This is a genomic window from Candidatus Sysuiplasma jiujiangense (assembly GCA_019721075.1).
GTDB lineage: Archaea > Thermoplasmatota > Thermoplasmata > Sysuiplasmatales > Sysuiplasmataceae > Sysuiplasma > Sysuiplasma jiujiangense.
The window spans coordinates 53,165-70,733 of sequence record JAHEAD010000004.1 but is presented as its reverse complement, the minus strand read 5'-3'; the positions used below and the strand labels follow the sequence as shown (position 1 = coordinate 70,733).

Annotated in this window: 20 protein-coding genes and 1 tRNA gene; 15 read left to right on the top strand and 6 right to left on the bottom strand. The window is 48.7% G+C overall.

Annotated features, from left to right (window positions below):
- Positions 1-53: 53 nt before the first annotated feature.
- The 5 genes from KIS29_03880 to KIS29_03860 are packed head-to-tail and all read left to right on the top strand — an operon-like array spanning position 54 to position 2,010.
- A complete protein-coding gene (locus KIS29_03880; protein ID MBX8639460.1) occupies positions 54-530 on the top strand; it encodes a 30S ribosomal protein S19e in 477 nt (158 codons plus the stop codon).
- Positions 530-877: a DNA-binding protein gene (locus tag KIS29_03875; GenBank protein ID MBX8639459.1), complete on the top strand. Its 348-nt coding sequence runs from the start codon at positions 530-532 to the stop codon at positions 875-877. Before KIS29_03880 ends, KIS29_03875 begins: the two co-directional genes overlap by 1 nt.
- 18 nt (positions 878-895) lie before the next feature.
- Positions 896-1,051 carry a 50S ribosomal protein L39e gene (locus KIS29_03870; GenBank protein ID MBX8639458.1) on the top strand — a complete coding sequence of 52 codons (156 nt, stop codon included), beginning with the start codon at positions 896-898 and terminating at the stop codon, positions 1,049-1,051.
- 11 nt (positions 1,052-1,062) lie between these two features.
- Entirely contained in the window at positions 1,063-1,341 is a 279-nt protein-coding gene (locus KIS29_03865; GenBank protein MBX8639457.1) for a 50S ribosomal protein L31e, read from the top strand.
- A 12-nt stretch (positions 1,342-1,353) separates the two neighbouring features.
- Positions 1,354-2,010 (top strand): translation initiation factor IF-6, encoded by a 657-nt coding sequence (locus KIS29_03860; GenBank protein MBX8639456.1) that lies wholly within the window; start codon positions 1,354-1,356, stop codon positions 2,008-2,010.
- Positions 2,011-2,039: 29 nt separating this feature from the next.
- Here KIS29_03860 and KIS29_03855 read toward each other — a convergent pair whose 3' ends face one another.
- The 4 genes from KIS29_03855 to KIS29_03840 all read right to left on the bottom strand — a co-directional run bounded on the left by KIS29_03855 (position 2,040) and on the right by KIS29_03840 (position 4,897).
- A complete protein-coding gene (locus KIS29_03855; GenBank protein MBX8639455.1) occupies positions 2,040-2,759 on the bottom strand; it encodes a hypothetical protein in 720 nt (239 codons plus the stop codon).
- Between the two features lie 168 nt (positions 2,760-2,927).
- Positions 2,928-3,455 carry a 2-amino-4-hydroxy-6-hydroxymethyldihydropteridine diphosphokinase gene (folK, locus tag KIS29_03850; GenBank protein ID MBX8639454.1) on the bottom strand — a complete coding sequence of 176 codons (528 nt, stop codon included), beginning with the start codon at positions 3,453-3,455 and terminating at the stop codon, positions 2,928-2,930.
- A 1-nt stretch (position 3,456) separates the two neighbouring features.
- Positions 3,457-3,843: a dihydroneopterin aldolase gene (locus KIS29_03845; protein ID MBX8639453.1), complete on the bottom strand. Its 387-nt coding sequence runs from the start codon at positions 3,841-3,843 to the stop codon at positions 3,457-3,459.
- Positions 3,844-4,147: 304 nt separating this feature from the next.
- On the bottom strand, positions 4,148-4,897 hold the full coding sequence (locus KIS29_03840) for an SDR family oxidoreductase (GenBank protein MBX8639452.1): 750 nt from the start codon (positions 4,895-4,897) through the stop codon (positions 4,148-4,150).
- 123 nt (positions 4,898-5,020) lie between these two features.
- On the opposite strand from KIS29_03840, the gene folE reads away from it, so the two are divergent.
- The 7 genes from folE (at position 5,021) to KIS29_03805 (ending at position 10,343) form a co-directional block, all read left to right on the top strand.
- Entirely contained in the window at positions 5,021-5,590 is a 570-nt protein-coding gene (gene folE / locus KIS29_03835; protein MBX8639451.1) for a GTP cyclohydrolase I FolE, read from the top strand.
- A gap of 81 nt (positions 5,591-5,671) precedes the next feature.
- Positions 5,672-5,989, top strand: a complete 318-nt coding sequence (locus KIS29_03830; GenBank protein MBX8639450.1) for a Rieske (2Fe-2S) protein — start codon at positions 5,672-5,674, stop codon at positions 5,987-5,989.
- Positions 5,989-7,725 carry an FAD-binding protein gene (locus tag KIS29_03825; GenBank protein ID MBX8639449.1) on the top strand — a complete coding sequence of 579 codons (1,737 nt, stop codon included), beginning with the start codon at positions 5,989-5,991 and terminating at the stop codon, positions 7,723-7,725. Before KIS29_03830 ends, KIS29_03825 begins: the two co-directional genes overlap by 1 nt.
- A 55-nt stretch (positions 7,726-7,780) precedes the next feature.
- Positions 7,781-8,425: an HAD-IA family hydrolase gene (locus tag KIS29_03820; protein ID MBX8639448.1), complete on the top strand. Its 645-nt coding sequence runs from the start codon at positions 7,781-7,783 to the stop codon at positions 8,423-8,425.
- A gap of 57 nt (positions 8,426-8,482) precedes the next feature.
- The gene (locus KIS29_03815; GenBank protein ID MBX8639447.1) at positions 8,483-8,857 is read left to right on the top strand and encodes a VOC family protein; all 375 of its coding nucleotides are present in this window, start codon (positions 8,483-8,485) and stop codon (positions 8,855-8,857) included.
- A gap of 126 nt (positions 8,858-8,983) precedes the next feature.
- Positions 8,984-9,078 (top strand) — tRNA-Val (locus KIS29_03810).
- A gap of 476 nt (positions 9,079-9,554) precedes the next feature.
- Complete coding sequence (locus KIS29_03805) at positions 9,555-10,343, top strand: nucleoside phosphorylase (protein ID MBX8639446.1); 789 nt, start codon at positions 9,555-9,557, stop codon at positions 10,341-10,343.
- Positions 10,344-11,547: 1,204 nt separating this feature from the next.
- On the opposite strand, the gene KIS29_03800 is transcribed toward KIS29_03805, so the two are convergent.
- Both KIS29_03800 and KIS29_03795 read right to left on the bottom strand, forming a co-directional pair.
- Complete coding sequence (locus tag KIS29_03800; protein MBX8639445.1) at positions 11,548-12,321, bottom strand: HAD family hydrolase; 774 nt, start codon at positions 12,319-12,321, stop codon at positions 11,548-11,550.
- A gap of 156 nt (positions 12,322-12,477) precedes the next feature.
- The gene (locus tag KIS29_03795) at positions 12,478-13,746 is read right to left on the bottom strand and encodes an alkaline phosphatase family protein (protein MBX8639444.1); all 1,269 of its coding nucleotides are present in this window, start codon (positions 13,744-13,746) and stop codon (positions 12,478-12,480) included.
- Positions 13,747-14,039: 293 nt separating this feature from the next.
- Between KIS29_03795 and KIS29_03790 the strand changes: the two genes are divergently transcribed.
- From KIS29_03790 to KIS29_03780, 3 genes are all read left to right on the top strand, one after another.
- Positions 14,040-14,891 carry a hypothetical protein gene (locus KIS29_03790; protein MBX8639443.1) on the top strand — a complete coding sequence of 284 codons (852 nt, stop codon included), beginning with the start codon at positions 14,040-14,042 and terminating at the stop codon, positions 14,889-14,891.
- Positions 14,892-15,004: 113 nt separating this feature from the next.
- Positions 15,005-16,585: an ATP-binding cassette domain-containing protein gene (locus KIS29_03785; GenBank protein ID MBX8639442.1), complete on the top strand. Its 1,581-nt coding sequence runs from the start codon at positions 15,005-15,007 to the stop codon at positions 16,583-16,585.
- Entirely contained in the window at positions 16,585-17,553 is a 969-nt protein-coding gene (locus KIS29_03780; GenBank protein MBX8639441.1) for an energy-coupling factor transporter transmembrane protein EcfT, read from the top strand. Before KIS29_03785 ends, KIS29_03780 begins: the two co-directional genes overlap by 1 nt.
- The last annotated feature ends 16 nt before the right edge of the window (positions 17,554-17,569 follow it).

The window sequence follows — 17,569 nt, the reverse complement described above, 5'->3', positions numbered from 1 at the left end:
CAGTAAATGCCGCCAGACAGGGTTATGGCTGCGATATACACCGGTGAATCGACATGACAACAGGATATGACGTTCCAGCGCGGGATCTGATTGATGCACTTACAGCGAAGCTCAGGAATATCGATGCGATCAAGGTTGAAGACTGGACACAGTTTGTTAAAACTGGAAGGCACAGGGAAAAGGCGCCTGCGGAAACCGACTGGTGGCACAGAAGGGTTGCCGCTGTACTGAGAAAGGTTTACATGCTGGGTCCGATAGGAACCTCCAGGCTTGCTGCCGAATTCGGAGGCTCATCTGACAGGGGGTCAAAGCCGAATGCTGCCGTTAAAGGAAGCGGGTCCATAACCAGACTGTCACTCCAGCAGCTTGAAAAGGCCGGCCTGATACAGCGGCAGAAAAACCAGGGACGAGTCGTTACAGCCAGGGGGCGTTCCCTGATTGACGACACGGCGCATGAAGTGCTGCAGGAACTCCTCAAGGCAAATCCAGAAATGGAGAAATACAGATTGAAGGTTAAGGCAGAGAGTTGATGGTAATGCCGGACGATGAAGAGCTTGAGATGCTCCGCAGAAGGAGACTCGCCGAACTGCAGATGCAGCTTGAGAACGAGCAGCAGCTTAATGATGACAGGTCGAGAAATGCCGAAGCACAGGCACAAAAGCAGGCCATACTGAGAAGTATACTCACTCCGGAGGCACGCGAGCGGCTGGCGGCCTTAAGAATGGCAAGGCCGGAACTCGTTGCGGATGTGGAACAGCAGCTTATGATGCTTGCCTCTCAGGGCAGAATCAACAGGAAGATTGACGACAAAATGATGAAAGATCTCCTCTATCGCATTATACCCAAAAAGAGGGAAATCACAATAGAGAGAAAATAGGTAAAAACAGGTGCTCACATGGCAAGAAATAAGCCTTTTGCAAGGAAAATAAGATTGCTTAAAGCGGGAAGAGTCAATGCCAGGGTTCCCCACTGGGTGATGATGAAGACAAACAGGAACGTGCTAAGGCAGCCGAAGAGAAGGACATGGAGCAAGGGCAGGGCAAAACGATGAGGTGTTTTTGAATGGCAGAAGAGATATCAACCGAAGAAACTGTCTTCAACATAAGCCTGAAGTCCGTGAAGGGTGTTCCGAGGACAAGGAGGGCGATAGCGGCCATAGCGCACATCAGGAAGTTCATAGTCCAGCACATGAAAGCGGATGCTGAAAATGTCTGGATTGACGGTCACGTTGGCGAATACATATGGTCCAGGGGGATCAGGAAACCGCCAACAAAAATCACTGTAAGGGCTGTAAAATTTGAAGACGGCCTGGTGGAGGTTTCATTTCCTGAGGAACCGTAGGGAGAGCACCGGATGATTGCGTTTGCAGATGTAGGCGGAAGCAATTATCTCGGCATATATGGTACCGTATGTGACAGATTCGTAATAATGCCGCCCGGTACTAAGCCGCAAACATCGGAAAAGGCGAAGAACCTGCTGAATGCGGAGGTGCTCCTGACCACGGTTGCCGGCACGAACCTTGTCGGTGCCCTTATGGTTGTGAACAGCAAAGGAGCTGTTGTCAGCGGATTCATTACGGAAGCGGAGCTTTCGCGGATTCGGCTGCTGTCTCCAACGCTCGTGCTTAAAGATAAATTCAACGCTGCCGGCAACAACATAGTGGCAAACGATCATGGGGCACTTGTCAATCCTGAGATGAGTAACAAGGCTGTAAAACAGATTGCCGAAACGCTAGGTGTTGAGGCCGCAAAGGGAACAATCGCCGGTCTGAAGACTGTGGGATCGGCCTGCGTGGCGAACAACTCCGGGGTACTGTGCCATCCGGAGGTTACAGACGATGAGTTGCGCCTGCTTGAGGATGTTCTGAAGGTAAAAGCCAAGATCGGGACAGCCAACTATGGGGTTCCCCTTGTCGGCGCATGCATTCTTGCCAATTCGAGCGGCGCCCTGACAGGAAATAATACCACGCCAATTGAGATAGGCCGCATCGAAGACGCACTCAGGCTCTGAGAAGTGCGTGAACCGTCCCGTTTCCTGATTTACGCAGCTGTTCCCATATCCTGCGTTTCAACCGGCTCAAATGACGAATAAAGGCCGAGCGAAACAAGCACCGTGCCCGCAATCAGCAGGAAATACTCCTCGATAGACCCGAGCTGCGCAGACAGCGCGAACGCGCCCAGATACAATGCTATGCCCGCGACTAGCGGAACAGCAGCCATCATCTTTATCCTGAATCTAAGGCCTGAACCCTTTGTCCTCCTGTATTCGTGCACTGTCGGGGAGGCAGCCGCCCTTCCAGGCATGCCCGTCTCTGACTTCGGATCAGCGACGGACTCGGCTGTCTTCACAGGCTCTGGCCACTTTTTAGCTGTTTCAGTGACCGAAACAGCTGCTGAAGCTGGTGCGATGGCACCTTGACCGGTTTCGGCAGCATTGCTCTCTGCAAGGATTTTTGATATGACGTCGAGCTCTTTCTCAGCATCAGAGAGCTGTTTCTCCAGTTCTTTTATTCTCTTCTCAGCAGCAGCCGGTGGAACAACAGACTGGGAAACATCCGCGGGCCCTTCCTCTGCCGCATGAGACGGAGCAGGAGCATTCTGCACTTTCTTCTCCTGCTCCTGTTCCCTGACATTCGAGCGTACGCCTCTGCCTGTGTTCTTTTTTCCATTCCCATTTTTCCTGGTGTTTGAAGCAGTCTGTCGGGCTTCACTTTCAACCAGATCCGACCTGAACGCCTGGGAGGAGGGGGTGTCCTCCATCTGTGTTTCGAGCTCATAGCCGCAGAAATCACATGTCTTCGCTGTAGCACTTATGGAAAAACCGCACGCCGGACAATTAACTTTACGAGGTGGAGGCAATTAAACGACCCGACTTGTATGAAGGGTAACGGTAAATTAAACTTTTCACTGCAGTTTCACGCGCCGATATTATGGTTTGGCATTGTCTGTTAAAAACTGTCTGAGTTTTCGTGTGAAAACTGGCAGGGGTGTCATTCCCCTCTTCGACATTTTACCTGCGAGATATTTGATATCCAGTGAAGCGCATGATATTTCCAGTGTCGGATTTAACTCATAGATACAGATGGCAAGAAACGGTCTTTCCCAGATGTCCGGATCGGGGATACGTAAATCCGCTGTTTCTATGCACTCCTGACCATATATAAGGAGGTCGATGTCTATAGTCCTGGACTCGAACTTGTCCGCTGTCCTGACGCGGCCGAGACTGGTCTCGATTCGCCTGAAATGCGAAAATTTCAATTCATGAGGATGGAGGAGACTGCTTCCTCTAAGCACGAGATTGTAATAATCAGGCTGTTCCATATTGCGAAGGGGACCTGTCCTGTAAACAGTGGAAATTGAATGCAGCCGGAAAACCTTCATCAGGTTCTTTACCGCAAGAACTATATTTGTTTCAGGTTCGATGTTTGATCCAAGTGCAGCGTATATGTCAGTCATGTTAACCGTTCTTTGTTCTCGAAAGGACAACACCTACGCTTCTCGTGAATCGGAGCGCGCCGGGCTTGTCCACTGAAACAACCGCTCTTAAAACGCGTTCATGCGAAAGGCATATGGAAGCGACCATTGATGCAAGCGACTCAACAAGGAAAAACTTTGACGATTCAACCTTTTCGATTATCTCCTTTGTCACCGATTTGTAATCGACGGCGTTCTCGATGGAATCGGTCCTTATGGCAGCCGAAAAATCGCTCCACATCTCAATATTGATGAGCACATCCTGCTTCATGCGGCGTTCATGCTCGTTTATTCCAATTATACAGCGCAGCCTCAATTCTGAAATTACTATCTTACCAGTGTCGTCTGAAAAGTTGATCTGGTCTGTCATGTTCTCACATCTTTGTTGCAGACGCAGGCAGCGTATTATGCATGTTTAAGAGATGAAACAGCTCACTTGCCCGGACAGTACGTTTTCCGCTGAAAACGCAGTCGAAAAACCGTCTAACACACGATCATTTCCTGCCTGCGTTCCCTGCGCAAACGATGAACGGGCATGTCGATGCCCTGCCGGTGCCAGCATGTTTCCCGGCATACTTATTCTCTCCGATGCCGTATCAATGACTGGATTTCGTGGAATGCATCCGCGTTTATTTCAGCGGCAGTTTGACAATAGTTGCAATCCTGTTAACCGGCTAATGTACAGTGCCGTAGGTCCTGGCAGTAAGGTGCTGTCCCCCGTCCACATATATTATCTGACCGGTGATGAACGAGCTCCTGATGAGAAAGAGCACCGCATCCACGACATCTTCGGGACTTCCGTATGTCTTCAGTGGAACTTCATCCTTCAGCTTCTCGAAATAGTCGATTCCCCTGCCGTGAGGAGGAAGTGCCAGACCGGGTGCGACTGCGTTAACCTTGATTGACGGGGCAAGACTCAATGCGGTTTCTTCTGTAACGTGCCGGAGCATCTGCTTGCTGAGATAATAGACAGGCCTGCCAATGTCATGACCGGAAATACGTGAATCGAGTATGTTTACTATGTCTCCAGATGCCGTCTGCATGGAAAACAGAATGGAAAGCCTCCACGGTATCAGCGCATTGACACTCAAAACGGATTCAAAATCGGCCACCGCCGGCGATGTCTCCAATTTGGATGGAAATACCGATGCGCTGTTTACGAGTATATCAACGTCGCCTGCCTTCTCCTTTACGCTTGCCATGAGAGTGTCGGCTGAATCGATTGCATCAAACGTCTGGCCTACTGTCCATGCTCTCTGTCCTTTTCGCTCAATTTCGCCCTTTAGTTCCAGAGCCTCACTCTCGGAACGGCTGTAGTGCAGGACAACGTCGCAGCCCGAATCCGCCAGAGAAAGCGATATCTGTCGGCCAATTCTCCTTGCCGCTCCTGTGACCAGAGCTGTCCTGCCGGAAAGATTTCTCATTAAAGCGCCTATCCGCGGATTCACTTAATAAATTATGCGAAATCGAGGGAAGTGCTTATCAGAGGGGTTTTCGTTTAAATCTCAAACTATTTATATTTTGCAAATGTCTCAAACCAGAGAAAAATGAAGAGTTCCAGATCGCAGTCAAGAATTGAGGAGGCAGTGAGGACTATTCTCAGGGAGATAGGCGTTGATGAGGAGACAGAGGTTTTCAGAAATACGCCGCGGAGAGTTTACGGCATGTATGCAGAGCTCTTTTCAGGGATGGATAATGAAAATGAGCCCAGAATGACGTCTTTCAAAAATCCTGGATACCACGACATAATCGCAATCAGGGACATACCTTTTTACTCGATGTGCGAACATCACCTGCTACCCATATTCGGCAATGTTTCAATAGCTTACATACCTGGAGAGAGAATAGTCGGCCTGTCAAAGATCCCGCGCACAGTGAAGTACTTTGCATCCAGGCCGCAGGTCCAGGAAAAACTCACCAGCGAGCTCGCAGACTTCCTCTCAAGGAAGCTCAACGCGAAAGGCGTGATGGTACTCGTAACCGCTCGACACATGTGCATGGAGATGAGAGGGGCCAGATCCCACCAGTCTGAAACAGTGTCCAGCGCCATAAGGGGAAATTTCGAGACACACCCTGAGACAAAGGAGGAAGCCCTGAGACTCCTTGTGCATGCATGACGCGCTAAACGGAGACGGGCGCTCTGCATTAGCAGAGCGAAAAGTCGAACGATTTATATTCGATTAAAATTGGATGAAGCCATGGCATGGCAATTTGCAGCAAACATTGATGAGATGCCGGCTACAGGCCTGTTCAGGGCGGAAGTCGAAGGAAAGGAAATACTGCTTATCAGAAGCGGGGAAAAGATATTTGCCACATCGTTGAGATGCACGCATGAAAATGATGATTTGTCGACAGGGACATTTGAAAACGGCAACATAGTGTGTGGTTTCCACTATGCCACGTACAGTCCTTCCACCGGAGAGGTGCTGGCAGGTCCTGAGGATGGCGGCGACGCAAGACCGCTTCAGACATTCAATGTAAAAATTGAAGGTTCAAAAGTACTGGTTGATGTCTGATGCACGTCCTCGTTCTTGTAAAACAGATACCGGATGTCAACAGAATACAGTTCGATCCTGCGACAATGAGGATTCGAAGGGAGGGTGTTCCCCTCCTGATGAACGCTTTTGACAGAAAGGCGGTGGAGGAAGCACTGAGGATCAAGGAGAGGATTGGTGGAAAGACATCGGTTGTGACTATGGGACCGCCGTCAGCAAAGGATGTTGCCGTGGAATCAGTTAGAATGGGAATAGACAGGGGCTACCTGATCACTGACAGGGAGTTTGCCGGCGCTGACACCTATATTACATCAAAGGTTCTTTCCACATTTGTCAGATCTATCAGTCCTGATATTGTCCTTGCCGGCAAATATTCGCTTGACGGCGAGACTTCCCAGGTCCCTCCTGAAATAGCGGAGATGACAGGATATTCATTCAAATCCTCTGTTTCCAAAATAGAATTCGAGGCTGAAAACAGTTACATCATTGCGGAACAGGAAAGAGAGGATGGACTGACGTCCTTCGAGGTACCTCTTCCGGCTGTGATTTCGGTAAGTGAAAAGATAAACAGGGCAAGGATGCCTGCCCCCGCTTCGCCGGAATTTGACAGCAAGGTTTCAACTGTCGGCGAAACACAGCTGAACAGCGGCATAAGGGGAGCCGATTCGCCGACAGTTGTAATCCGGACGGATAAAGTTGAGAACCTGAGGAAGCCTGAATTTGTTGAATTGGGTGATGCGGCATTCAATCGGGTGGTGGAAATGCTTAAGAGCAGACCAGCCGGAAACGTGGAGACAATTACACTCCGGGAAAGCACTTCACTGAACGGTGAAATCTGGGGTGTCGCGCTGAATGACGCCCAGACTGCCTTCGAAATTTCTTCAAAACTGGCGGAAATATCAGCCGGGACCAATTCATTTGTGAGGATGACAGGAAATGTCGAACCCGAAAGACTGCAGGGCATGCTGTGCCATTCTTACCGTTACACGGATTGCACAGACAATGAGCTGATAGCTGAAACACTAGCCGCATGCATATCGGCTGAAAAACCGATGTTTGTTGTACTTCCTTCAACGGTGGACGGGCGTGAAATTTCGTCATCTGTCGCCGCAAAACTGGGCCTGGGCCTGACAGCGGACTGCATTGATCTTGCCTATAAAGACGGCAGCCTCATTCAGTACAAACCGGCTTTTGGCGGTGGACTCGTTGCGGCAATTACATCGAAAACAAAGCCGGAGATGGCTACGGTAAGGCCCGGAATGCTTCGCAGGAAAACCGGAAGCGCACCAATGCGTGTTGAAAGAATCAGTATTGCGGGAAAGCCAAGGGTGAAGAGAAGGGGTTTCACAGCGGTCGAGAGCACGTACAGGCCCCTTCAGAGCTCACGGATAGTCATAGGACTTGGCCGTGGTCTGAAGAACAGAGAAAACGTTGCAAGGGTGTTCCCACTTGCTCAGAAACTCGATGCGGCTATAGCCGGTTCCAGGCCGATCGTTGATGCGGGATGGGTACCGCGGCAGCAGCAGGTCGGACTTACGGGTCTCTCAATATCCCCCGATGTATACATCGCCCTGGGCATTTCCGGGCAGGATAATCATGTGGTGGGGATAAGATACGCAGGCAAGGTTATAGCGGTAAACAGCAACAGGGATGCGCCAATATTCCATTACGCCGATCTTGCAATAGTGGGAGACCTCTTCTCATTTGTTGAAGGACTGTTGAAATTTATAGATTCGAGGTCCATAACATTTACTTGATGACCTCCAGGTCAGGCAGCTGATTTATGCACATATTTTACGGGTCGGTAAGACAATGAGCGGAGAAATTCGGACAGGGTCGAAGTACAGCACCCTCCTGACCGACATAGGAGGCGTATGCATCAGCAACCCGTACATCTTTGTTGCAGAATACATCGGAAACAATTACGGAATAGATGCAGGCCATGCCTATCAGGTGATGAAATTAAACGCAAGGGAATTTGACGCAGGCAAAATCAGTTTCAGTGTATTTGCAGAAATTACGCTGCGATCCCTCGGAGTGAATATGGATCCGGGCAGGTTTTCAGCCATTCATGACAGGGGCCTGAAAGAAAAAACAGACGTGATTTCGCTGTACAGGAAGGTTAAGAAGCAGAATAATGTCAGAATTGTAGCGGTAAGCAACATGCCGGAATATACATGGAAACTCATCAGAAGCTTGAAGGGGATAGACGGCCTTTTTGATGTTACCGTTCTTTCATACCAGCATAAGATGCTTAAGCCGGATAGAAGACTTTTCGATGTGGCCCTGCAAACAGCAGGCACATCATCAGCCAGATGTCTGTTTGTGGACGATGCAATTGAGAACGTTGAAGCTGCAAATAATATAGGAATTTTATCACATCTCTATTCATCTACAGAGAAGCTCAGGGGATTTTTGGAACATAACGGTCTTGTATGCGATACGAAAAGCTGTTAATTTCAACCGAGAATGCAATTTGATTTATAGACCAATTTATTTCTCTGATATGGTTGAATGAAACTATTGCACACTTCCGTCACGGTAAAGGACATGGACAGGAGTATAAAATTTTACACAGAAATTATGGGAATGAAGCTTATCAGAAGACATGAAATACCGCAGAACAATGCGGAAATTGCATTTCTCGGGACTGAAGGAACGACGCATAACATCGAACTCACAATGTGGAATGACGGAAGGCCGTATACAGAGGGAGATCAGCTGGATCACATTGCATTCAGTGTTGGTGATATGGACAGTGAAATCAGTAAGATGAGGCTGGCCGGTGTTGAGATTGCAAAAGAACCCTACAGACTTGGCGAGACAAGGCTATCATTCATAAAGGATCCCAACGGCATATGGATTGAACTGATAGAGGAGAAGGCGTAGAAATATACAATCTCCTCCGCGGACATCGATGTGATATGAGTGCACATTCAATGGAACTGTACTTATATGTGTTCGGTCTAAACCTGATTCGCCGTCACCCGATGGCACCAGATTATGCGAATGCTCGGGCTCATGGTCTAGTGGTTATGACGTCGCCTTGACATCCGGCTTCCGGCTGGTCGAAACGGCGGAGGTCTCCGGTTCAAATCCGGATGAGCCCATTTCAATTACGGCAGTAATCCCGCACACATATGCGACAGTGGCATGTCTACGGACGCGCCGAGCGTTTAAGTGTCCCGAACATTTTCTCCCCGTTAGGCTGCACCGAGGCCGTCTGACCTCTGTTTCATGTGTGCAACTCATGACCGGAATGTGATCGGATCGACGGACTGGCTGAGAATCGGTGTAAATGCAGTTTTCACGGCTTATTCCACAGAATCATCGTTCAGACATTACGATCCTGCTCGGGCATATTGAGAGTTTACTAGAAGTTCTTCCTATAAGTCCAATCTACGTATTATAGAAATATTTGAATGAACAGCTGACATCTTAATCCCGGGGCATATCCGCCAAAGTAAACCACAGAGTCCCCTTGACATAATCCGTGATCATTTTGTTGACAACGGTTACCTATGTATTCGCCGAAACAACCTACGGCAGCACCAATATATATAATTCAAAAATTTAGGGATTCGCATTGAAAGATGACAACCCAAGAATTGAAAGAAAAGAGTATCCAATACTGGAATTCGATCCTGACCGAGCGTCTATTACAGTTCCTGAAACATCGAGCGATCCGTTTAAAGTACCAGAAAATTGCGTGCTATGTTTTTTTAACGACGTGCTTCAGAAGTTTTACAGGAAAGGACTGACAAAAACAATAGGAGATGTCAGGTGTGGAATAGGCTCCTTTCCCATATATCAGTCTGAGTTTAACGGGAAGAAAATTGCCATGTTCCACCCTGGGATAGGGGCACCTCTTGCAGCCGCACTTCTCGAGGAGATTATATCTCACGGAGCTAGAAAATTTATAGCCTGCGGCGGTGCGGGAGTCCTGGACAGGAAAATTCCGGTAGGGCACTTGCTAATACCGACTTCAGCGGTAAGGGATGAGGGTACATCCTATCATTATTTGCCGCCCGGAAGGGAAATCAGGGCAAGTTCCCCTGCGATTGTAGCCTTGACAGAGACTCTGACGCATCACAGGGTCAAGTATCTTCTCACTAAGACCTGGACTACCGATGCTTTTTATCGCGAGACCAAGGAGAAGATAAGACTAAGGCAATCTGAGGGGTGCATGACCGTAGAAATGGAAGCTTCGGCCCTGTTCGCTGTAGCCGAATTCAGAGGAGTTCCTCTCGCAGAAGTCCTCTATGCAGGCGATGATGTTAGTGGCGATATATGGGACGTTAGAGCCTCCAGGCAGAGAAATATCGTCAGAGAGGATGTATTGAATCTATCCATAGAAGCGTGTTCGATGCTGTGAATTTCAGCTTAAGAACCTGTTCGTCTCTTTGACTTTAAATTATGCCCTCTTTTGGAAAAAGACGGAAAATACAGGGACTTGAGAGGCGTCTTGCAGTCATGTATATTGTTGCGAACCGGCAATGATCCCAGACTGTGCTGAGATGGAAAACAAGAGTTGGCAGAAGATTAGGAGTCAGAAAGCTGGATATGTGGCGGTTCGGGGGATATATGTACATTATAGCAATTGTGGAGGAATTATAAGCAATACACCGGGAGAGAAAGATTTGTCATTCGGGTTTTCACAGCAATAGAGTCATATTTATTTTAAATATATTAATATTTTATTTAAACTAATGCCATTACATTTCAGGAAATATCAATGTACATGTTTTCCCCTTGATTTGGTATTCATCGCGACGAATGTTCTATTTTATCCTTTGAGTTACTCGCACGGTAATCCGCAATCGCATGAAAAGGTTCATGCATGCTGTATCGTATCCACCAATCGTCCGGGCCACGTCATGTCCCAAACACCGACTCCTCCCTGAAGCCTGTACGTTTTCAGAAGTCATCTGCGACAGCAGCACGGAATCCATCCTTCATGTCCCTCCTTTCCCTTATGCACATGAAAGCACGAAAGCGCTTCTCAGTCACAATACTTTCCCGGCGGCATCTATGCGGCAATGCCCATCCAATGAAAGCCGTCGATAATTCAAAGACAGAAACTTCGGAATCGCAATGTCGCAACAGATGTGACTGCTGTGACATTCCTGCAGTTCAGTAATGCACTCGGTCCATCCAACCTTTTACTGCCCCCACCGGAGAGCCTCGAACCTTTTTGCAGCCAATAATCTCTCATTCTTCTTTCTATGCCTGGCTACGGCATTGTTTTGTCCATCCGGTATATCATCCATACTGGAAACGCAATATCCTCCTGGCCTGAAAATGTAACGGTTGCTGGCTCCTACGGCAAACAGGGGTTTCAAATCTGAGACCGGCAAATTGATGCACTGCCTTACTTTTTGATTGAATACAGTTGTCGGAGGGCCGCACATATCGAAAGCGGTCTTCAAAACATGTGCATCGGTCGGCAATCTCCTTCCCGCATGAGGTGCTGCTTGGGAATCGGTCTGCAAGACTGAAATGTAAGAAACAGCCTGTCCCTGTCTCAGTAAAGGACGGTATACACCCGGATAGAGTAATCGATATGTTGTCCGATATCATTATGGCGGACTTATAACCGGCTGCAGACCTATGATTCCAGGCAGTTCCCATAGAGTGGTTATCGATATCGCGACATCAGTCAGTGGTATCTGTTCACCTTTTCTGTTGAGCCAAACTGGCTTTATACCGAGACTGCTTGCACCAAGGATGTCGTTTGCCCATGAATCACCCACCATTACCGAATTTTCGGGCGGAACTTCAGCGAGGTCTGTTGCTCGGATGAAAATCCGTGGGTCAGGTTTGAGAGCACCTGCATCGTCCGGAGTGATCATAAAGTCAATAAGAGGGTTCAATTTCAGTCTTTCAAGGGTTTTTATTTGAGTTTTCCTTGGGCCGTTGGTAATCACCCCTATCTTTATGCCGCCATCTCTAATGCCTGCCAGTATTTCCCTTGCTCCCGGAACGGTTCGGCACTGTTTCGAGAATTCTGCATCATAGGAGACTATCAGTGAACTCAATTCGTCTTCTTTCACATTCAGCCCCAAAAATTCAAGCAGCTTCTTGAATCTGTATTCGCTTTCACACCCTATTTCAAGATTACCTGATCTGACCAGCTGCAGCGTTTCTTTGCCAAGGTTCCAGTACAGACTTTCCAGCGTCTCGTCTCCAACTGAAGATAATTGAGGAAAACTGGAAATAACAGCCTTCAGCCCTGCTCGCGATGAACTCCTGAATTCGAATATCGTCTCATCAAGGTCGAAGAATACTGCTCCGGGAAGGGAACTGTTCGAATGCGATCGCAGCTGGCCATTGTGGTTTCCGGGTTTCATCATATTGAAGAATTGAGAGGGGACTAAAATATGTGTCCTGATTAGATTATATAGCGATCTGCATGATTTACTGCCGGTGACCTAATGGTTATTTCAGGGACAATGAATCTGATTAAAGTGCTAACTTCACTCCAGCGCACTGATCTGGCGGCAAGGACATCATGGCGAGTTCAGGCGCGAGGCAATTATGGGCACAAGCATTTCATTTTCGCTGAGACCGCCATGCCTGCCTTCCAGCCATGTTCCGTTTGACTTCTGAATCGTCGAAAGAAAAGAATTTTCGAAAGCAGCATTATTCCTTGCGACTGCAACAATGTCGCCTATGCGATCAACCGTTTCAGCGGACGGAGTACCGTCACCAAGTATTCCCATATCCAGGAAATCCTTCGATCTGAAGACGCTAAATGAATTCTCCAGATATCTTCCGAAGTAATCTATTATGGCATCCGAGCAGCCTGTTTTTGCACTCATGAAAAACGCCCTGGAATCCCCTGTCGGCGGCCGTGCGAGCATGTCCGAAAGTTCCCTGTTTTTTGCAAGGTCAAACACGTTTTCCCTGGAAATCTGTGCATGACCATGGTCGGCAGAGACAATGATAGTTGTCTTTTTTCCAATTTCACTGTCAAGTTTGTCAAACAATTCATTTTTCAGTGAGTGGAATATCGAATTTACCTCCCCCCCGAACTCTTCTGTGAAAGGCCCGCGCATGTGGGCAATCCTGTCTGGAGTTGAGAGATACGCAAAATGAAACGTTCCGGTTCTTTTCTTTATGAGATTCTTTCTAAGCTGAACGAACATGTCTGCAGCTGAAAAATGCGGTACCACCTCGGCCCCTCTGTTTACCACGTTCGACAGACCGTTGTCCCTTATTGAATTGCTCACATACATGTAAGGATCAATGCCTTCCTTGCGGAGCTTTTCATGTATGGTGATTCCAGGCACTATCATCCATGGCTCCATCCCGCCATCAAACAGCGAAACTTCCTCGTTGCTTATGGGCGCAAACTTGAGCATGTTCACGATTGAGCCAAAGTTCCTGAAATACGAGGTATAACCCAGTATCCCGTGCTCCTGCGGCGTCAGGCCGGTGTTTAATGTCGTAAGCGCAGTCGCGGTCGTAGAGGGGAATACACTCGTTATTGAGCCGTTGAAGGATCTGCCGAAAGTGCTGTCAAGGGAAGGTACCCTGAATTTGGATTCGGCGTATTCCAGCAACTTGAAACCGACACCGTCAAGGAGCAGCAGTATTACATTTTCTGTATCGTCGCCTACGTCGTAAATGGGATCCATCCGGAGCGGGTTGTGGTATCTGAGATGAAGAAGCTTGAAAATAGTATCGGGTATGTTGGAGATACAGTTGCCGTCATAACGCGGAGTGACGAAACCCTGAAGTTTCGAACTATCGACCAGATCGCTATTTTCTTTCAAAGATATCATAAGATGACTGAGAAACGAAGCGGTACTTATGTCAGGCCGATTTAGTATATATTGGACTAATTGGACTATGTAGAGCGATTGAAAACATATGCTGCGAATGAGTCTTATTTAAGAATTCGGACAGACCGCATTCTATTGCCGGGCGGCAGAACAAATTTTCAGTTTCTGTGCAGACTCCGGCAGCAGCGTTCTGATTGGTCTATGTAGTTAACAAAGCAGACCTTAGACTATGTGCAGTTTTTGCTTATACACGCTTGAAGATGTCTGTTGTCAGGGTGAAAAGTTTGGGGTTCAACGGAATTAGTGGGATAGTGAATGCACCTGGAGAGATACCATGGGAGCTGGTTCTGCTATACTTCGTGGTTGCGATCGGGGCTGCATTCATACTCGGAAAGAAATACGGCGGATTGAAGAAGTTTACGACGCTTGATCTTGTCTACATAGGCATAGGTTCTGCATTTGCGGTCGTTTGGGAATTCTATCTTGCAGGATTCATAAGCAGAGCATTGCCCAGTACACCTTTCATCAGTGTCGGATTCTGGGGCAGGATATTCATACTGTTCATAGTTGCAGCTCTTGTAAGAAAGGTCGGCGTAGGAATGTCGACACTCTTCATATTCAACTTCCTCAGCGACATAATAAGCTACGGCTTCGGCGGTGAGCCGATATACACGATCTATGAAGTACTGACCTACGGTCTGCTCATAGATCTGTTCATAGCAATGACTGGAGGCAACCTTTTCGGTGTTCTGGGGAACAGGATAAACTCATTCACGGGCCGGAAGGCGGGAGTGACTGGCGGTTCCGGGGAAGAGAGCGATACTGTTGTCGCAGGCAAACAGGTGTCCCCCGAAAGCAAAAGCGGACTGAGCGGCGGTAATTATCTCTCAGCCATTAACGAGTTCGTACATTCTACCACATTCAAGGCGATCGTCGAGGGAGGAACACTGGCTGCACTCCTGGCATTTCCGGACGCCCTGCTCTACAGGGCATTCTTCTCTCCATTCCTTTACGGCGGAGTCGTGGACTGGGCGAAGGTGTTCTTCGATCTCTATGCGTTCATTCCTGGAGACATTGTAATCGGTGTGCTCGCGGCGCTGGCGTCTGTCAGGATAGTGAAGGCAATAGGACACTGAAATGAACAGGGGTGTCTGAAAGGGCAGGTAAGAAATTGCAGGTGGTTCACAGATTAGGTACTGGTGGGGAAAGCGGCGTTCGGGAAGAGCCATCGTCTCCGGGAAGTGGCCGCATACTCGTGCGGGATCTCTCTTTCTCCTACACAGGGGCTCCGGAAAGTTCCCTGGAAGCGGACAGATTCGAGGCCGGCGAGGGAGAAGTGATACTGATAACCGGCAGATCGGGTTCTGGCAAGTCGACGCTTGTCAACTGTATCAACGGTGTCATACCGCACATCTTCCACGGAAACCTTTCCGGGACCGTCATGACAAGCGGACTGACAGTCGGCGATACACCGCTCTTCAAAATCTCTTCCCATGTCGGTACCCTGTTGCAGGATCCGACTACACAGGTGCTGAATTACACCGTAGAGGAGGAGGTGGCATTCGGACCTGAGAATCTCTGTCTTCAGCCGGAGGAAATCGCCTCGCGTGTAAAGGAGGCGATAGACATCACAGGAATGAATACGATGCTTGACAGGGAAACATATACTCTGTCAGGAGGAGAGATGCAGAGACTGGCATTCGCATCCGTGCTGGCGATGAAACCGGAAATACTGATACTTGACGAACCAACCTCCAATATAGATCCGGAAGGCACGGAAAAGATCTTCGAATTGCTCAAATCGCTGGCCCGTAAGAAGACGATACTGGTTGTCGAGCACAAGGTAGAAAGAGTTCTTACGTTTGTTGACAGAATAATCCTGGTTGACGGGGGCAGGATAACGCTCGACATAGAAAAGAAGGATCTTCCCGATCATCTGGAAGATCTCATTTCTGCAGGCATTGAAATTCCGGAGCATTACCTCGTCGCAAGGAAGCTTGGAATCGATGCTACAGATGTTCAGAGTGTGAGAAAGATAGCTGCCGAAAGCGGTCTGAACTTCAGATCACCCGACAGGTCTGTGACTGGAAAGATGGTGTTGAATGCGCATTCCATCGTTCATTCTGACAGGCCATGCCCGCTAGTGGACACCGGTTTCTCGCTCTTTGAAGGAGAAATGCTTGCGATAATGGGTCGCAACGGGGCCGGAAAGTCCACATTGCTGAATTCGCTCTGCGGAATGCTTGACATGAGACTGAAGGCCGAGATTTCTCTGCGGGTCGGTGACAATGATCTGAGTTTCTCGTCCGTCCAGGAGGTCGGCAGGCATATAGCATATATCCCGCAGGCCTTTGACATCGTCCTGATAAACAGCACAGTTGAGGACGAAATATCATATTCCATGAGGAAACGTGGCAGGACTGACAGGAAACAGCTGAGGGAAAGGACAGAATACTTTCTGAAGATGTTCTCACTCTGGGAAGTGAAGGACAGAGATCCGCTGACATTGAGCTTTGGCCAGAGAAGAAGGGTGGCCATGGCATCTGCGCTCTCTTCGGGGGCGAGGATAGTAATGATGGATGAACCCACATCCGGGCAGGACTTCTATCACAGGGAAATGCTCGGCAAGGAGCTCTCATCCCTCAGGAGTCAGGGGGTTTCATTTGTAGTTGTCACTCACGACGCAAGATTCGTTTACAGACACGCAAACATGATGATGATCATGGATGGCGGAAAGAAGGTCATAGAGGGGACACCGGAGGAATGCTTCAGGGAGAGCGAAAAATACGGAATAATTCCGCCTAGCGATTTTCTGGTCAGGTGCGGTTAATGGGACTGGCTGGAATTATATTTGTGAACGTCATAAGCTGGCTTCTGATATCGTTCGGCGTCGGGCTTCCGTTGCTCGTCGTTCTCAGGGCGATTGGCCTTTCCGGTTTCAAGGAGATTACCAGATTCGAGAAGCATGACAGTTTTTACTACCGCCTGAACCCGGTCACGAAGATAGCCATGAGTATCATTGTGATGATTGTGTCGGCAGCAGCCATCTGGTGGGTTGGCGCCATCATCACGGCGGCTATTGCGCTTTCATATCTCACTCTCCGCGACGGGAAGAGAAAGTTTCTGCTTGCTGTCTACCTTACAATCACGACCGTTGTGGGCGTGGCATGGGGATATGCTCCGTTCACACCTCCTGTTGTGCTTGCCATCGCATTGCACACACATCACTTCACCACGCTGTGGATCTGGCCGTCGTATTTTTCATACATGGGCTACGTACCCGCCCTCACACTGCAGAGCATCATATATGGACTGCAGATTTCGATGCGTTTCACTGCGATTTCGCTCGCCAGCCTTCTGCTTGTGATGACGAGCACTCCCTCAGAAATACTGAGATCGCTCAACAGGCTCGGCGTTCCGATAGCATTCACTTTTTCAATAGTCGTAGCCATGAAAACGATACCGAGAATATTCGAAGCCATGGAGGCTGCCATAAAAATTCAGTTCATGCGTGGACTTGGTTCCGGATCCTTCAGGGTGTTCAGGCCGATCTACTATCTTGTAGCGGCGATTGCTAGCATCGTGCCGGTGCTTGTTTTCATATTGAGAGGGGCGAGAGACACGGCAATTTCCGCCGATACCAGGGCCTTCAGGGCGTATGACAGAATGACCTATATGAAACCGGTATCCTTTTCCAGAGCTGATTACTATTCGTTTGCAGTGATGCTTCTTATCGTCGTCACCGCCGGGATAGCCATTGCGAGCGGTTTCGGAAGGGCATTACCATATCTCAGCTGATTCGGAGCGAGAAGGA

What these genes read in the sequence shown, in the direction of transcription:
- KIS29_03800 (MBX8639445.1), bottom strand. Translation starts at nt 12,321, where the DNA reads ATGATGAAACCCGGAAACCACAATGGCCAGCTGCGATCGCATTCGAAC.
- KIS29_03855 (MBX8639455.1), bottom strand. Translation starts at nt 2,759, where the DNA reads ATGGAGGACACCCCCTCCTCCCAGGCGTTCAGGTCGGATCTGGTTGAA.
- KIS29_03880 (MBX8639460.1), top strand. Translation starts at nt 54, where the DNA reads ATGACAACAGGATATGACGTTCCAGCGCGGGATCTGATTGATGCACTT.
- KIS29_03830 (MBX8639450.1), top strand. Translation starts at nt 5,672, where the DNA reads ATGGCATGGCAATTTGCAGCAAACATTGATGAGATGCCGGCTACAGGC.
- KIS29_03865 (MBX8639457.1), top strand. Translation starts at nt 1,063, where the DNA reads ATGGCAGAAGAGATATCAACCGAAGAAACTGTCTTCAACATAAGCCTG.
- KIS29_03815 (MBX8639447.1), top strand. Translation starts at nt 8,483, where the DNA reads ATGAAACTATTGCACACTTCCGTCACGGTAAAGGACATGGACAGGAGT.
- KIS29_03820 (MBX8639448.1), top strand. Translation starts at nt 7,781, where the DNA reads ATGAGCGGAGAAATTCGGACAGGGTCGAAGTACAGCACCCTCCTGACC.
- KIS29_03845 (MBX8639453.1), bottom strand. Translation starts at nt 3,843, where the DNA reads ATGACAGACCAGATCAACTTTTCAGACGACACTGGTAAGATAGTAATT.
- folE (MBX8639451.1), top strand. Translation starts at nt 5,021, where the DNA reads ATGAAGAGTTCCAGATCGCAGTCAAGAATTGAGGAGGCAGTGAGGACT.
- KIS29_03875 (MBX8639459.1), top strand. Translation starts at nt 530, where the DNA reads ATGGTAATGCCGGACGATGAAGAGCTTGAGATGCTCCGCAGAAGGAGA.
- KIS29_03825 (MBX8639449.1), top strand. Translation starts at nt 5,989, where the DNA reads ATGCACGTCCTCGTTCTTGTAAAACAGATACCGGATGTCAACAGAATA.
- KIS29_03780 (MBX8639441.1), top strand. Translation starts at nt 16,585, where the DNA reads ATGGGACTGGCTGGAATTATATTTGTGAACGTCATAAGCTGGCTTCTG.
- KIS29_03860 (MBX8639456.1), top strand. Translation starts at nt 1,354, where the DNA reads ATGATTGCGTTTGCAGATGTAGGCGGAAGCAATTATCTCGGCATATAT.
- folK (MBX8639454.1), bottom strand. Translation starts at nt 3,455, where the DNA reads ATGACTGACATATACGCTGCACTTGGATCAAACATCGAACCTGAAACA.
- KIS29_03840 (MBX8639452.1), bottom strand. Translation starts at nt 4,897, where the DNA reads ATGAGAAATCTTTCCGGCAGGACAGCTCTGGTCACAGGAGCGGCAAGG.
- KIS29_03870 (MBX8639458.1), top strand. Translation starts at nt 896, where the DNA reads ATGGCAAGAAATAAGCCTTTTGCAAGGAAAATAAGATTGCTTAAAGCG.